This is a genomic window from Bradyrhizobium sp. A11 (assembly GCF_042077125.1).
GTDB classification, from domain to species: Bacteria; Pseudomonadota; Alphaproteobacteria; order Rhizobiales; family Xanthobacteraceae; genus Bradyrhizobium; species Bradyrhizobium japonicum_B.
Window position 1 is genome coordinate 1,521,759 of the sequence record NZ_CP149509.1, and the last position, 13,860, is coordinate 1,535,618.

The window sequence follows — 13,860 nt, forward strand, 5'->3', positions numbered from 1 at the left end:
CAACCTAGATCATTTCTTGCGGAAACGATCGAGCCTCACCACCTCGGCGCCGCCCTGGTTCGGCGGGGTCGGCTCTTCCGCGGTCTCCGCCTTTTCAGTGGCGGCGGCGGGCACCGTTACGGCCGAAGGGGCAGGGGCCGCCGGCAAAGTCTCCGGCGCGACCTCGGCGACATCGGACGTGTCGAACTGGAGGCCGAACTTCACGGACGGATCGAGGAAGCTCTTGATGGCGCTGAACGGCACCACGAGCCGCTCCGGAATGCCGCCGAAGGACAGGCCAACCTCGAAGCGGTCCTCGAGCACGGTCAGATCCCAGAACTGGTGCTGCAGGATGATCGTCATCTCTTCCGGATATTGCGCGAGCAGCCGGGGCGACAGCTTCACGCCCTCGGCCTTCGATACGAAGGTGATGAAGAAATGGTGCTCGCCCGGCAGGCCATGGGCCGCGGCATCGGTCAGCACCTTCCGCAGCACGCCGCGCAGCGCGTCGCGGGCCAGCACGTCGTATCGGATATGATCGGTCGCCATGGTGGTCCTGTTGCGTCCCCGAAGCCGGACCCTACCGACTCGACTCGCCAAGCCGCAACAATATCGCGCCTGACGGGTCAGCAGGAGTCCCCGCCGGAGAAGAAATAAAGGCAAGTGGAGGCTTCTGTTGCCAGGTGCCTCCGAACCCCGCCTAACGGAGCTTAACCCGTTAGGACTTTAAGATGGTCTTTCAAACTGCGTTACGCAGCCTGAGCAACCGGAGCAAAGTTGTCGTTGGCAACTATTGCAGTAGCCCGATAACGGCGGAACAATACCGGGAAAAAGTACGCCCTTTACGCCCTCGTCGATCCTATTTCGCCCCCGCCAAAGCCCGCTTCCGGATAGTCCGTTGGTGGGCTTTGGTGGAGGCGCCGGGTACCGCCCCCGGGTCCGAATGGTTTATTGCGACGACCGTTTATTTCCATAGCCGGCGAACCGGCACTCCCAATATAGGGCGCAAGGGTTTCGAAAAACAGGGGTTTTGCACGCCTCTCCCAATTCTCTTTGGAAAGGTTCCGCACCGAGGCGGGCCTGATCTTGGCCGCATCGGCGCCGACGGTCTAAGCTTCTGAGATGTCCGAGGATTCAGCACCGGCCGGCGGACCATCAGATCGACTGCCGGATCAGCCGGCGCCCGGCGTTGCTGCGCCCGGCCTGCCGGAACTGTTTCTGGCCTTCGCCAGGATGTCGCTGGCCGGTTTCGGCGGGGTCCTGGTGTTTGCCCGGAGGGCCATCGTCGAACAGCACCGCTGGATGACGGCGGACGAGTTCAACGAGACCTTCGCGCTCTGCCATTTCCTGCCCGGGCCCAACATCGTCAATCTGTCGATGGTGTTCGGATCGAGGCTGCGCGGCATTGCCGGCGGCATTGCCGCCTTTGCCGGGCTGCTGCTGCCGCCGACGCTGATCATGATGGTTCTCGCGATTATCTACGCCCGTGTTGGCGACCTCGACGTGCTGCGCCGCAGCCTCGCCGGCATCTCCTGCGCGGCCGTCGGTCTCCTGATCGCGGTGGTCTTCCGCATGATGACGCCGCTGCTGAAGCGGACGGACCCCCTCGCGCTGATCCTGATGCTTGGTGTGTTCCTCGCCATCGGGGTGCTCCGCCTGCCGCTTCAGGCGGTGCTGCTGGTCGCGATCCCCGTGAGCATCGGCGCCACCTATTTCCTGCGGCGGAAAGTAGCAGCATGAACGCCGACAATCCGATCTGGGCCCTGATCGCCACCTTCGGACTGATGTCGCTGTTCGCAGTCGGCGGCGCCGCGGCGGCGGTGCCCGAGATGCATCGCATCGCGGTCGAGGTGAATCACTGGATGACCGACAAGCAGTTCACCGATGCCTATGCGATCGCGCAGCTCTCGCCGGGTCCGAACGTTCTTATCGTGACGTTAATCGGTTATGCCGTCGCCGGCATTCCCGGCGCGCTGGCGGCGACGCTGGCGATGTGCCTGCCGACGGCGCTGCTTGCCTATTATGTCAGCCGGCTCCTGAATCGGCCCAGCCAGTCGCGCTGGCCCGGCTTGATCCAAGCTGCACTGGTTCCGCTCTCGATCGGATTGATGGCGGCGAGCGCCCTGATCCTGGCCCAGTCGACCGATCGCACGATTGCTGCACTGCTTCTGACCGCAATGGTTGCGGTGATCGCATCCATCTCGCGCATCAATCCACTGTGGCTCCTGCTTGCCGGCGGGCTGTTGGGTTTTGCTGGCATTGTGTCATGAAAATCGCTAGGCAGTGTTCCGGGCGGGGGATCCAGTTCCAGCCGATTTAGAACAACAGTGCTCGTGACTTACGGGTCGCGGAGGAGACAGGCATGGCCGACACGATGGGCCACTCAGCGACGGCCAACCGAAATACCCGGTTGGCGCTCGGCTTTTGTCTGCTGGCGATTGCGCCGCAGATCTTCGAATTGATTTGGTCGATCGGGACGATCTTCGGCTGGGGCACCGGCCGCGGTCCGGCGACGGTGGTCACCAGTCACGTGACGGCGCTGCTCGCAGGTGCGCCCAGTGCGATCTTCGGATCGTTCGGTGGCGGCACCAAGAAAATGTCGTCCGAGGTGCTGCTGGCCCTGATCTATTCCTATCCGCTGCTGGTCGTGGCGATCCTCACGCTGTTCATGACGGTACGGTCGGCGCAGGATTATGTCGGCGGCGTCGTCCTGATGGCGGTTGCCTTGTTCGCGCTGTGGGCGGGAAGCGATCTGCAGGGCATGCGGGCTTCTCCTTCGGTGCCGGCACCGCGCCGCGCATGTTCGGTGGACTGCTGGTTGCCTTGTCCGCGGCCATCGCCCTGACCGGCCTTCTGACCAATGGGCCGGCGATGGCCCATTATTCCTGGCGGGGACCGCTGTTCGTGGTCGCCGCGATCCTCTTCTTCGCCCTGTCGATCCGGTCTCTTGGCCTCGTGGTCACGGCCTTCACGAGCTTCATGATCGCAGCGGCGGGCTCGCAGGAGACGCGGTGGCTGGAAGCGGTGATCGTCGGCGCCTGCCTGACGATCGGTTGCGCAATCCTGTTTCCATACATTCTCGGGCTGCCGATGCCGATGTACCCGCGTTTCCTGATCCAGTGAGGGCGTGATGGATATTTTTGCCAACCTCGCTCACGGCTTCGCCGTCGCGTTCTCCCCGATCAATCTCTTGATGTGCCTGATCGGCGCTCTCGTCGGAACGCTGGTCGGCGTGCTCCCGGGCATCGGCACCATCGCGACCGTCGCGATGCTGCTGCCGATCACCTTCGGACTGCCGCCGGTCGGCGCGCTGATCATGCTGGCCGGCATCTATTACGGTGCGCAGTATGGCGGCTCGACCACGTCGATCCTCGTCAACATACCCGGCGAGGCGACATCGGTGGTGACCGCCATCGATGGTCATCAGATGGCCAGGCAGGGCCGTGCCGGCCCGGCGCTGGCGATCGCCGCGATCGGCTCGTTCTTCGCCGGCTGCGTCGCGACCGTGCTCATCGCCGTGCTCGGGGCGCCCCTGACCAAGCTGGCGCTGGCGTTCGGTCCGGCCGAGTATTTCTCGCTGATGGTGCTCGGCCTCATCTTTGCGGTCGTGCTGGCCAAGGGCTCGGTGCTGAAGGCGATCGCGATGATCGTGTTCGGCCTGTTGCTGTCGATGGTCGGCTCGGACATCGAAACCGGCGCCTCCCGCATGGCCTTCAACATTCCGGAACTCGCCGACGGCCTCGGCTTTGCGACGGTGGCGATGGGCGTATTCGGCTTTGCGGAGATCATCCGCAATCTCGATGCCGGCGCCGAGATGAGCCGCGACCTCGTGCAGCAGAAGATCACCGGCCTGATGCCGACCAAGAAGGATCTGATCGACTCGACGCCCGCGATCCTGCGCGGCACCGTGCTCGGCTCGATCCTCGGCATCCTGCCCGGCGGCGGCGCGACGATTGCATCCTTCGGCGCCTATACGCTCGAGAAGAAGCTCGCCAGGGACCCGTCGCGGTTTGGCCGCGGCGCGATCGAGGGCGTGGCGGGGCCGGAGAGCGCCAACAACGCCGCCGCGCAGACCTCCTTCATTCCGCTGCTCACGCTCGGCATCCCGCCGAACGCGGTGATGGCGCTGATGGTGGGTGCGATGACCATCCACGGCATCGTGCCGGGCCCGCAGGTGATGCAGAAGCAGCCGGATCTCGTCTGGGGCATGATCGCCTCGATGTGGATCGGCAATCTGATGCTGATCATCATCAACCTGCCGCTGGTCGGAATCTGGGTGCGGCTGCTGCGCGTGCCCTACCGGCTGATGTTCCCCTCGATCGTGATCTTCTGCGCGATCGGCATCTATTCGGTGAACAACGCGCCGGTCGACGTCATCCTCGCCGGCGTGTTCGGTCTGGTCGGCTACTGGCTGATCAAGCACGATTTCGAGCCGGCACCTCTGCTGCTCGGCATGGTGCTGGGACCGTTGATGGAGGAGAACCTGCGCCGGGCGCTGCTGATCTCGCGCGGCGACTGGAGTGTGTTCCTGACGCGTCCGTTGTCGGCGGTGCTGCTGGCGGTCGCGGCGGGCCTCCTCGTCCTGACCGTGTTGCCTTCGCTGCGATCGAAGCGCGACGAGGTGTTCACCGAATCCGAGAACTGAGCACCGCATTTGTGCCGGCGCAGCGCACCTGCGTCGGCATGCCGCATTCGGAAGTCGAATCGACTTGCGTGACGGCTTCGTGAAATGAAAATAGGGGCCCTTGTGGCCGGCGTTTAGTTTGTCCCGGGGGACCGAAAATGACTTCCATTCGCACGTTGGTTTCGGGTGCATGTGCCGCAGCGCTTGCCTCGCTATGCGCCTTTGTCGCACCGGCAAAGGCCCAGACCTACCCGACGCGCAGCATCACGATGATCGTGCCGTTCGCGGCTGGCGGGCCGACCGACGTGATCTCGCGCATCGTCACCGGGCACATGGCGCAGACGCTGGGGCAGAGCATCATCATCGAGAACGTGGTCGGCGCCGGCGGCACCACCGCGACCACGCGCGCCGCGCGTGCGGCCAATGACGGCTATACGCTGATCACCGGGCACATGGGCACGCATGCCGCCTCGGTGCCGCTCTATCCGAAGCTCGCCTATCATCCCGAGAAGGATTTCGAGCCGATCGCGCTGCTCGCAGGCACGCCGATCCTGATCCTGTCACGCAAGGATTTCCCGCCCAAGGACCTGAACGAGTTCGTGACTTACGTGAAGGCCAACGCCGAGAAGGTGAACGCGGCGCATGCCGGCGTCGGCTCGGTCTCGCACGTCTCGTGCGAGCTCCTGCACTCGATCCTCGACGTCAAGCCGGTCAGCGTGCCCTTCAGCGGCACCGGACCTGCGATGAACGCGCTGGTGGCAGGGCAGGTCGACTACATGTGCGACCAGATCGTCAACGCCGTACCGCAGATCAACGCCGGCACCATCAAGGCCTATGCGATCGCCACGGCCGAGCGTAATCCGTCGCTGCCGAACGTGCCGACCACGGCTGAAGCCGGCCTGCCGAAATTCCAGGCCCAGGCCTGGAACGCGATGTTCGCGCCCAAGGGAACCTCGCCTGCCATCGTGGCGAGCCTGAACGCAGCCGCCATCAAGGCGCTCGACGACGAGACCGTGAAGAAGCGCCTGCTCGAACTCGGCAGCGTCATCCCGGCGGCAAAGGACCGCACGCCGGAGGCGCTGGCGACCCTCGTCAAGAACGAGATCGCGAAGTGGAGCCCGGTGCTGAAGGCGGCAAATTAGGCAACGCGATCAGGTCGATAGGAGAGGGGCGGGACGCCGGGTTCCGCCCCTTGTCGTTTGCGCCGGGAGCGCTCACTTTTCCGGGTATAATCGGTGCGGACAGCGAATCGCCGCTGTTGCAGCGCGGGGGTGGCCGCTAAGTTCGCCGCCTTCCCAAAGGCATAGTCGCACATGCACCAGTATCAGGACCTGCTCGAGCGGATTCTTTCAGACGGCGCGGAGAAAACCGACCGCACCGGCACCGGCACGTTCTCGGTGTTCGGCCACCAGATGCGCTTCAATCTGTCCGCCGGCTTCCCGATGCTGACGACCAAGCGGCTGCCGCTGAAGGCGATCGTGCATGAGCTGTTGTGGTTCCTGAAGGGCGACACAAACGTCAAATATCTGCGCGACAACGGCGTCACGATCTGGGACGAGTGGGCGGATGCCAATGGCGATCTCGGCCCGGTCTACGGCCATCAATGGCGCTCCTGGCCCGCGCCCGACGGCCGCAGCATCGATCAGATCGCGAACGTGGTCGACATGATCAAGCGCAATCCGGACTCGCGCCGCCTGATCGTCTCGGCGTGGAATCCGGCCGAAGTCGACAAGATGGCGCTGCCGCCGTGCCATTGCCTGTTCCAGTTCTATGTCGCCAATGGCAAGCTGTCGTGTCAGCTCTACCAGCGGTCGGCCGACGTCTTCCTCGGCGTGCCCTTCAACATCGCCTCCTATTCGCTGCTCACCATGATGGTGGCGCAGGTCACCGGCCTGAAGCCCGGCGATTTCGTGCATTCGTTCGGCGACGCCCATCTCTATTCCAACCATCTGGAGCAGGCAAAGCTCCAGCTCAGCCGCGCGCCGCGTGCGCTGCCGGTGATGCGGATCAATCCTGAAGTGAAGGACATCTTCTCCTTCCGCTTTGAGGATTTCGAGCTCGTCGGCTACGACCCGCATCCGCACATCAAGGCGGAAGTCGCGGTCTGACGCCGATGTCGTTGACCATCCGCCGTGCGCAGCCCGGAGAAGCGGGGCTCGTCCTCTCCTTCATCCGCGAGCTCGCCGAGTACGAGAAGCTCTCGCACGAGGTGGAGGCGACCGAGACCGACGTCGCTGACGCGCTGTTCGGCGAGCGACCGCAACTCTATTGCGCGATCGCCGAATGGGATGGTGAGGCCGTCGGCTTCGCGGTCTGGTTCACGAATTTCTCCACCTTCAGCGGCCGCCACGGCATCTATCTCGAAGATCTCTACGTGCGGCCGTCGCATCGGGGCAGGGGGCTCGGCAAGGCGCTGCTGGTCTATCTCGCGAAGGAATGCGTCGACAACGGCTGGGCGCGCCTGCAATGGGCGGTGCTCGACTGGAACGCGCCGTCGATCGCGTTCTACAAATCGCTCGGCGCCGTCATGATGGACGACTGGACGCTATGCCGCGTCACCGGGCCTGCGCTGACGCGGCTTGCCGGGAGCTCTGCCTGATGGAGATCGTCTTCGTCGTCGCGATCGCGGAGAACGGCGTCATCGGCGCGGGCAATGCGATGCCGTGGCGATTGAAATCCGACATGGCGCGCTTCAAGGCGCTGACCATCGGCAAGCCCGTGATCATGGGCCGCAAGACCTTCGAATCGCTGCCCCGCCGTCCCCTGCCGGGCCGCACCAATATCGTGATCACGCGCGATCCGGCCTATCGTGCCGACGGGGCCATCGTCACGACATCCTCCGCCGACGCCGGCGCGGTTGCGCGCGGGGATGCCCTGCGACGTTCGGCCACTGACATCGCGGTAATCGGCGGCGCCGAGATCTTCCGGCAATGGCTCGATCGCGCCGATCGCCTCGAAATCACCGAAGTCCATGCCCGGCCCGAAGGGGATACGCATTTCGACATCAACAAGGGGGAATGGGACGAGGTCGACCGTATCCGCCATCCTGCCGGTCCCAACGACAGCGCCGACTTCTCCTATGTGACATATCGTCGGCGGCGCGGCCATTAACCGCTTTCGTCAATGTTTACATTGACTTTTTCGTGCCCGAGCATAGCTCGGAAGACGGTCAGGGCCGCGTTGTAAGGGACCTGCCTGTCCCCTATAAAGCCGGACCGGACAAAGCGGGCGGGGACAATTCCACCCTGCCGAGGAGAGCGTCGAATGCCGTGGAAGAATCAGGGCGGTGGCCCATGGGGCTCGGGTCCAAAGGGACCGTGGGGCTCAGGTCCGCAACCGGTCGGGCCGAGGCCGCCGGATCTGGAAGACCTTCTGCGGCGCGGCCAGGACCGCCTCCAGCAGATCATGCCGGGCGGCTATTTCTCCGGCATCGGCATCACGCTGATCGTCCTGCTCATCATCGCGTTCTGGCTGCTGTCGGGCTTCTTCCGCGTGCAGTCCGAAGAGCTCGGCGTCGTGCTGCGCTTCGGCAAGCATGTCCGCACCGTACAGCCGGGCCTGAACTATCATCTGCCCTATCCGATCGAGACCGTGCTGCTGCCCAAGGCGCTGCGCGTCAACACCATCTCGATCGGCATGACGCTGATCGACGATCCGGCGCGGCGCGGCCGCTCCATCCGTGACGTGCCGGAAGAGAGCCTGATGCTGACGGGCGACGAGAACATCGTGGACGTCGATTTCACCGTGCTGTGGCGCATCAAGCCCGATGGCGTCGGTGACTTCCTCTTCAACATCCAGAATCCCGAAGGCACGGTGAAGGCGGTCGCCGAGAGCGCGATGCGCGAGGTGATCGGCCGCTCGCAGATCCAGCCGATCCTGACCGGTGCGCGGAACGTCACGGAGCAGAACGTGCACGAGCTGATCCAGAAGACTCTGGACAGCTACGGCGCGGGCATCCAGATCAGCCAGGTGCAGATGCAGAAGGTCGATCCGCCGGCGCAGGTGATCGACGCTTTCCGCGACGTCCAGGCGGCGCGCGCCAATCTCGAGCAGTTGCAGAACGAGGCGCAGACCTACGCCAACCAGGTCGTGCCGCAGGCACGCGGACGGGCGGCGCAGATTCAGCAGGCCGCCGAAGGCTACAAGGAGCAGGCGGTCGCCGAGGCCAAGGGCCAGAGCGCGCGCTTCCTGAAGGTTTACGACGAATACAAGAAGGCGCCCGACGTGACGCGTGAACGGATCTATCTGGAGACGATGGAGCGCGTGCTCGGTGGCGCGGACAAGCTCATCTATGACGGCGGCTCCTCGGGACAGGGCATCGTGCCCTATCTGCCGCTGGGCGAATTGACCAGCAAGCGGCCGCCTACCGCCGGGCAGCCCTCGAGCGGAGGCAACCGATGAGGTCTCCGGTCACGGGTTTTGTCACCCTGCTCGCGCTCCTGCTCGTCGCAGTGCTCGGCTACATGTCGCTGTTCACGGTGCAGCAGACCGAGCAGACCATCGTGCTCCTGTTCGGCCGCCCCGTCGACGTGGTCACCGCGCCCGGCCTGCACTTCAAGGCGCCGTGGAATTCGGTGATCAACATCGACAAGCGCATCCTCGACCTGGAGAACCCCTCGCAGGAAGCGATCGCGTCCGACCAGAAGCGGCTCGTGGTCGACGCATTCGCGCGCTACCGCATCAAGGACGCGCTACGCTTCTATCAGAGCGTCGGCTCGATCCAGGCTGCCAACATCCAGCTCACCACGCTCCTCAACGCGGCACTGCGCCGCGTGCTCGGCGAAGTCACTTTCATCAACGTGGTGCGCGACGAACGCGAGAGGCTGATGCAGCGCATCCGCGACCAGCTCGATCGCGAGGCCGACGGTTACGGCATCGAGGTCGTCGACGTCCGGATCCGACGCGCCGACCTGCCGGAGCAGAACAGCCAGGCGGTCTATCAGCGCATGAAGACCGAGCGCGAGCGCGAAGCGGCCGAGTTCCGCGCGCAGGGCGGCCAGAAGGCCCAGGAGATCCGCTCCAAGGCCGACCGCGAGGCGACCGTGATCATCGCGGAAGCCAACTCGCAGGCCGAGCAGACCCGCGGTGCGGGCGATGCCGAGCGCAACCGCCTGTTTGCGGAAGCCTACAGCAAGGATGCCGACTTCTTCGCCTTCTACCGGTCGATGACCGCCTATGAGAACGGCCTGAAGTCGAACGATACCCGCTTCCTGCTGCGGCCGGAATCGGATTTCTTCCGGTACTTCAGCAACCCGTCCGGCAAGATGGCAACCGATACGCCGGCGAAGCCGTAAGCGCGACAGGGGGCGGCAGGTCCGGCCGCCCTTCGTCCAGACAAGAACAGCACAACGGGAGGTTCCAATCCGATGAGGTCCATTGCGTTCGCCGACTTCCTCATCGGCTTGGGCATCCTGTTCGTGCTGGAGGGCTTGATGTTTGCGGCGAGTCCAAACTGGATGCGCAAGGCCATGAAGAGCGCCATCGCCACGCCGGATAACATCCTGCGGGCGGTCGGGATCGGCTCCGCCGTGGTCGGCCTGGTCCTGATCTGGGTTATGCGGCGGCCGGTCTAGGCCTCGCACCAACGCCAAAGTGAAGCCGAAAGACCGGTTTTCGCCGTATTATCGGGCTCTTGAGGCCCGTTAAGCTCCGTGCTTGCGCCGTCCCCCCGTTCGAGCGCAGTCTGGACCGAATCCTTATTCTCTGGAGATACCAATGCCCGCTGCCACCATTGCCCCGACCCGCTTGCGTTTAGGGCTGGCCGCGCTCGTCGTCAGTGCTTTCAGTGCGTTTGGCACACCGGCCGAGGCGCGCGGACCGGATGGCATCGCCGACGTCGCCGAGAAGGTGATCGACGCGGTCGTCAACATCTCGACCTCGCAGACCGTGGAGGCCAAGGGCAGCGGCGGCGGCAGCAACACCATGCCGCAATTGCCGCCCGGCTCGCCCTTCGAGGAGTTCTTCGACGATTTCTTCAAGAACCGCAGGGGCCCCGGCGGCAGCAAGGGCGGCGACGGCGGCAGCGCTCCGAAGAAGACCAACTCGCTCGGATCCGGCTTCATCATCGACACGGCGGGCGTCGTCGTCACCAACAATCACGTCATCGCGGATGCCGACGAGATCCACGTCATCCTCAACGACGGCACCAAGATCAAGGCCGAGCTGGTCGGCGTCGACAAGAAGACCGATCTTGCGGTGCTCAAGATCAAGCCGCCGAAGCCCCTCGTCGCGGTGAAGTTCGGCGACAGCGACAAGCTTCGCCTCGGCGACTGGGTGGTCGCGATCGGCAATCCCTTCAGCCTGGGAGGCACGGTCACCGCCGGTATCGTTTCGGCGAAGAATCGCGACATCTCCTCAGGTCCCTACGACAGCTACATCCAGACCGACGCCTCCATCAACCGCGGCAATTCCGGCGGTCCGCTGTTCAACCTCGACGGCGACGTCATCGGCGTCAACACGCTGATCATCTCGCCCTCCGGCGGCTCGATCGGCATCGGCTTCGCCGTGCCGTCGAAGACGGTCGTGGGCGTCGTCGATCAGCTGCGCCAGTTCGGCGAGTTGCGCCGCGGCTGGCTCGGCGTGCGCATCCAGAGCGTCACCGACGAGATCGCAGAGAGCCTCAACATCAAGCCGGCGCGCGGCGCGCTGGTCGCCGGCATCGACGACAAGGGCCCGGCCAAGCCCGCGGGCATCGAGCCCGGCGACGTCGTCGTCAGGTTCGACGGCAAGGACGTGAAAGATCCGAAGGATCTCTCGCGCGTCGTCGCCGACACGGCGGTCGGCAAGGAGGTCGACGTCGTCATCATCCGCAAGGGCCAGGAGCAGACCAAGAAAGTCACGCTCGGCCGCCTCCAGGATCCCGAAAGGGTGCAGGCCGCGGTCAAGACCGACGAGCCGGCGCCCGAGAAGCCGGTGACGCAGAAGGCGCTCGGCCTCGATCTCGCCGCGCTGAACAAGGATCTGCGCACGCGCTACAAGATCAAGGAGAGCGTCAAGGGCGTGGTCGTCACCAGTGTCGATGCCAATTCCGACGCGGCGGAGAAGCGCCTCTCGGCCGGAGACGTCATCGTCGAGGTCGCGCAGGAAGCGGTGTCGAGCGGCGCCGACATCCAGAAACGGGTCGATCAGCTCAAGAAGGACGGCAAGAAGTCGGTGCTGCTGCTGGTCTCGAACGCCGAGGGCGAGCTGCGCTTCGTGGCGCTGAGCGTGCAGTAGCCGCAAGTACGGTCCCGTAGGGTGGGCAAAGGCGCTCTTGCGCCGTGCCCACGCTCTCTTGCTGTAATGGATGAATGGTGGGCACGCTTCGCTTTGCCCACCCTACGATCGCTGAGCGAGCAACAAGAGCGGTTACCCCTCCACGAACTCCTCCCGCCGGTACCCCTGCGCATAGAGCAGCGCGGTGAGATCGCCGTGATCGATCCGCGCGGCTGCCGCCGCCGCGACGGCCGGCTTGGCGTGATAGGCGACGCCGAGCCCCGCCGCCTGGATCATCGCGAGGTCGTTGGCGCCGTCGCCGACCACGACCGAGTCGATGTCGTCGAGATCGAACGATTCCATCAGGTCGACCAGCGTGGCGAGCTTGGCCGCGCGTCCCAGAATCGGCTCCTTCACCTCGCCGGTGAACTTGCCGTCGCGCACGACGAGTTCGTTGGCGCGGTTCTCCTGAAAGCCGATCTTGGCGGCAACCGCGGTCGTGAACAGCGTGAAGCCGCCGGAGACGAGGCAGGTATAGGCGCCGTGCTTGCGCATCGTGGCGACCAGCTCGCGGCCGCCCGGGGTCAGCGTGATCCGCTTGGCCAGCACCTCGTCGACCGCGCTGGCGGGCAAGTCCTTCAGCAGCGCGACGCGCTCGCGCAGCGCCGGCTCGAACTCGATCTCGCCGCGCATGGCGCGTTCGGTAATGGCGGCCACATGCGCCTTCACCCCGACCAGATCGGCGAGCTCATCGATGCATTCCTGCCCGATCATGGTCGAATCCATGTCGGCGAGAAAAAGCTTCTTGCGCCTGACGCCGACAGGCTGCACGACGATGTCGATGGGCAGGTCGCCGCGAAGCTCGCGGAGCCGCTGCTCGATGGCGTGACGGTCGGCTTCGAGGTGACTGTCGGCGCCGAACGGGATATCGACCGCGACCCCGTCGAACAGCCAGTGCGCGGGCGCGGCCTGCGGCAGCACGGCGCGGGCGCCGTCGACGATGGTCGTATCGAGCGCGGGATTGTCGGGGTTGCAGATCAGCGTGGCGACGAGGGACATTTGAGGTTTTCGTGAGCGAGGAGCAAGTCGGCAGAAGGCCCGTTGGCGAGGCCGTGCTTATCGCAGGCCCGACCGCCAGCGGCAAGTCGGCGCTGGCGCTGGAGCTCGCGCTCGCCAGCGGCGGTATCGTCGTCAATGCCGATTCCATGCAGGTCTACCGCGACCTGCGCATCATCACGGCACGGCCGACACAGGATGAGGAGGCCCGCGCTCCGCACCGTCTCTACGGCCATGTCGATGCAGCCGTGAATTTCTCGGCCGGCGCCTGGGTGGCCGACGCGGCAAAGGCGCTCGACGAGGCGCGCGCGCAAAGCCGCCTGCCGATCTTCATCGGCGGCACCGGGCTCTATTTCAAGGCGCTAACCGCCGGGCTCTCCGTGGTGCCGCCAATTCCCGCCGAGGTGCGCGAGGACGTGCGCGCGCGGCTGGAACGGAACGGCGCGGAGGCGCTGCATGCGGAATTGGCGCGTCGCGATCCGCTTGCCGCAGCGCGATTGAACCTGCGCGATCGCACCCGGATCGCGCGTGCGCTCGAAGTGGTCGAGGCGACCGGCCGCTCGCTGCTCGACTGGCACCGGGAAGGCCAGCCTCCGCTGCTGCCCAAGGACAGTTTTCGCGCGGTGTTTCTCGCACCCGAGCGCGACACGCTCTACGCACGGATCGACGCCCGTTTCGACGCCATGCTGGCCGCCGGCGCGTTGGAGGAGGTCGAGCGCCTTGCCGCCAGACAGCTCGATCCGCTGCTGCCGGCGATGAAGGCTCATGGCGTGCCCGCCCTGATCCGGCACTTGCGCGGTGAGCTCAGCCTGGAGCAGGCCGCCGCAATCGGCCGCGCCGACACCCGTCACTATGCCAAGCGGCAATTCACCTGGTTCCGGCATCAATTGCCGGAGTTCGAATGGGTCAGGCCGGAGCAGGCGAGGGAATGGGTCGCTGCGAACGTCAACGCGGTCCGCGCCCGCGGCTGACGCGCTTTTCCGTCCGGTTCCCCAATTTACCTCTCG

The 13,860-nt window shown here is 65.1% G+C and carries 14 protein-coding genes, 1 other RNA gene and 1 pseudogene; 13 read left to right on the top strand and 3 right to left on the bottom strand.

Annotation, left to right across the window (positions count from 1 at the left end; genetic code table 11):
- Positions 1 to 9 precede the first annotated feature (9 nt).
- Together WI560_RS07035 and ssrA are read right to left on the bottom strand one after the other, a co-directional pair.
- Positions 10 to 528 (bottom strand): SspB family protein, encoded by a 519-nt coding sequence (locus WI560_RS07035; protein ID WP_375307415.1) that lies wholly within the window; start codon positions 526 to 528, stop codon positions 10 to 12.
- A 113-nt stretch (positions 529 to 641) separates the two neighbouring features.
- Positions 642 to 1,007: a transfer-messenger RNA gene (gene ssrA / locus WI560_RS07040) on the bottom strand.
- Positions 1,008 to 1,101: 94 nt separating this feature from the next.
- On the opposite strand from ssrA, the gene WI560_RS07045 reads away from it, so the two are divergent.
- The 12 genes and pseudogenes from WI560_RS07045 to WI560_RS07100 all read left to right on the top strand — a co-directional run bounded on the left by WI560_RS07045 (position 1,102) and on the right by WI560_RS07100 (position 11,818).
- A complete protein-coding gene (locus WI560_RS07045; RefSeq protein WP_375307416.1) occupies positions 1,102 to 1,719 on the top strand; it encodes a chromate transporter in 618 nt (205 codons plus the stop codon).
- Positions 1,716 to 2,249 (top strand): chromate transporter, encoded by a 534-nt coding sequence (locus WI560_RS07050; RefSeq protein ID WP_028138002.1) that lies wholly within the window; start codon positions 1,716 to 1,718, stop codon positions 2,247 to 2,249. Before WI560_RS07045 ends, WI560_RS07050 begins: the two co-directional genes overlap by 4 nt.
- 92 nt (positions 2,250 to 2,341) lie before the next feature.
- Positions 2,342 to 3,102 (top strand): annotated as a pseudogene (locus tag WI560_RS07055) (tripartite tricarboxylate transporter TctB family protein).
- A 7-nt stretch (positions 3,103 to 3,109) separates the two neighbouring features.
- A complete protein-coding gene (locus tag WI560_RS07060; protein WP_375307417.1) occupies positions 3,110 to 4,624 on the top strand; it encodes a tripartite tricarboxylate transporter permease in 1,515 nt (504 codons plus the stop codon).
- Between the two features lie 137 nt (positions 4,625 to 4,761).
- Positions 4,762 to 5,745 (top strand): tripartite tricarboxylate transporter substrate binding protein BugD, encoded by a 984-nt coding sequence (locus WI560_RS07065; RefSeq protein ID WP_375307418.1) that lies wholly within the window; start codon positions 4,762 to 4,764, stop codon positions 5,743 to 5,745.
- 171 nt (positions 5,746 to 5,916) lie between these two features.
- Positions 5,917 to 6,711, top strand: coding sequence for a thymidylate synthase (locus WI560_RS07070; protein WP_375307419.1), 795 nt, complete (start codon positions 5,917 to 5,919; stop codon positions 6,709 to 6,711).
- A 5-nt stretch (positions 6,712 to 6,716) separates the two neighbouring features.
- A complete protein-coding gene (locus WI560_RS07075) occupies positions 6,717 to 7,202 on the top strand; it encodes a GNAT family N-acetyltransferase (RefSeq protein ID WP_375307420.1) in 486 nt (161 codons plus the stop codon).
- Positions 7,202 to 7,714: a dihydrofolate reductase gene (locus WI560_RS07080; RefSeq protein ID WP_375307421.1), complete on the top strand. Its 513-nt coding sequence runs from the start codon at positions 7,202 to 7,204 to the stop codon at positions 7,712 to 7,714. Before WI560_RS07075 ends, WI560_RS07080 begins: the two co-directional genes overlap by 1 nt.
- Before the next feature lie 153 nt (positions 7,715 to 7,867).
- Positions 7,868 to 9,004, top strand: a complete 1,137-nt coding sequence (hflK, locus tag WI560_RS07085) for an FtsH protease activity modulator HflK (protein ID WP_375307422.1) — start codon at positions 7,868 to 7,870, stop codon at positions 9,002 to 9,004.
- A complete protein-coding gene (gene hflC, locus WI560_RS07090; RefSeq protein WP_375307423.1) occupies positions 9,001 to 9,897 on the top strand; it encodes a protease modulator HflC in 897 nt (298 codons plus the stop codon). The genes hflK and hflC overlap by 4 nt, the downstream gene beginning before the upstream one ends.
- A gap of 72 nt (positions 9,898 to 9,969) precedes the next feature.
- Positions 9,970 to 10,176, top strand: a complete 207-nt coding sequence (locus WI560_RS07095; protein ID WP_028137993.1) for a DUF2065 domain-containing protein — start codon at positions 9,970 to 9,972, stop codon at positions 10,174 to 10,176.
- Positions 10,177 to 10,318: 142 nt separating this feature from the next.
- The gene (locus tag WI560_RS07100) at positions 10,319 to 11,818 is read left to right on the top strand and encodes a Do family serine endopeptidase (RefSeq protein WP_375307424.1); all 1,500 of its coding nucleotides are present in this window, start codon (positions 10,319 to 10,321) and stop codon (positions 11,816 to 11,818) included.
- 132 nt (positions 11,819 to 11,950) lie between these two features.
- Here the strand turns inward: WI560_RS07100 and serB are convergent, their stop codons facing one another.
- On the bottom strand, positions 11,951 to 12,856 hold the full coding sequence (serB, locus tag WI560_RS07105) for a phosphoserine phosphatase SerB (RefSeq protein WP_375307425.1): 906 nt from the start codon (positions 12,854 to 12,856) through the stop codon (positions 11,951 to 11,953).
- An 11-nt stretch (positions 12,857 to 12,867) separates the two neighbouring features.
- Between serB and miaA the strand changes: the two genes are divergently transcribed.
- On the top strand, positions 12,868 to 13,824 hold the full coding sequence (miaA, locus tag WI560_RS07110; RefSeq protein ID WP_375307426.1) for a tRNA (adenosine(37)-N6)-dimethylallyltransferase MiaA: 957 nt from the start codon (positions 12,868 to 12,870) through the stop codon (positions 13,822 to 13,824).
- Positions 13,825 to 13,860 lie beyond the last annotated feature (36 nt).

Excerpts from the sequence above, each read along its gene's own strand:
- WI560_RS07050 (WP_028138002.1), top strand. The coding sequence starts at position 1,716 with ATGAACGCCGACAATCCGATCTGGGCCCTGATCGCCACCTTCGGACTG.
- WI560_RS07060 (WP_375307417.1), top strand. The coding sequence starts at position 3,110 with ATGGATATTTTTGCCAACCTCGCTCACGGCTTCGCCGTCGCGTTCTCC.
- WI560_RS07080 (WP_375307421.1), top strand. The coding sequence starts at position 7,202 with ATGGAGATCGTCTTCGTCGTCGCGATCGCGGAGAACGGCGTCATCGGC.
- serB (WP_375307425.1), bottom strand. The coding sequence starts at position 12,856 with ATGTCCCTCGTCGCCACGCTGATCTGCAACCCCGACAATCCCGCGCTC.
- WI560_RS07035 (WP_375307415.1), bottom strand. The coding sequence starts at position 528 with ATGGCGACCGATCATATCCGATACGACGTGCTGGCCCGCGACGCGCTG.
- WI560_RS07100 (WP_375307424.1), top strand. The coding sequence starts at position 10,319 with ATGCCCGCTGCCACCATTGCCCCGACCCGCTTGCGTTTAGGGCTGGCC.
- hflK (WP_375307422.1), top strand. The coding sequence starts at position 7,868 with ATGCCGTGGAAGAATCAGGGCGGTGGCCCATGGGGCTCGGGTCCAAAG.
- WI560_RS07075 (WP_375307420.1), top strand. The coding sequence starts at position 6,717 with ATGTCGTTGACCATCCGCCGTGCGCAGCCCGGAGAAGCGGGGCTCGTC.
- WI560_RS07095 (WP_028137993.1), top strand. The coding sequence starts at position 9,970 with ATGAGGTCCATTGCGTTCGCCGACTTCCTCATCGGCTTGGGCATCCTG.
- WI560_RS07070 (WP_375307419.1), top strand. The coding sequence starts at position 5,917 with ATGCACCAGTATCAGGACCTGCTCGAGCGGATTCTTTCAGACGGCGCG.
- WI560_RS07045 (WP_375307416.1), top strand. The coding sequence starts at position 1,102 with ATGTCCGAGGATTCAGCACCGGCCGGCGGACCATCAGATCGACTGCCG.
- WI560_RS07065 (WP_375307418.1), top strand. The coding sequence starts at position 4,762 with ATGACTTCCATTCGCACGTTGGTTTCGGGTGCATGTGCCGCAGCGCTT.
- hflC (WP_375307423.1), top strand. The coding sequence starts at position 9,001 with ATGAGGTCTCCGGTCACGGGTTTTGTCACCCTGCTCGCGCTCCTGCTC.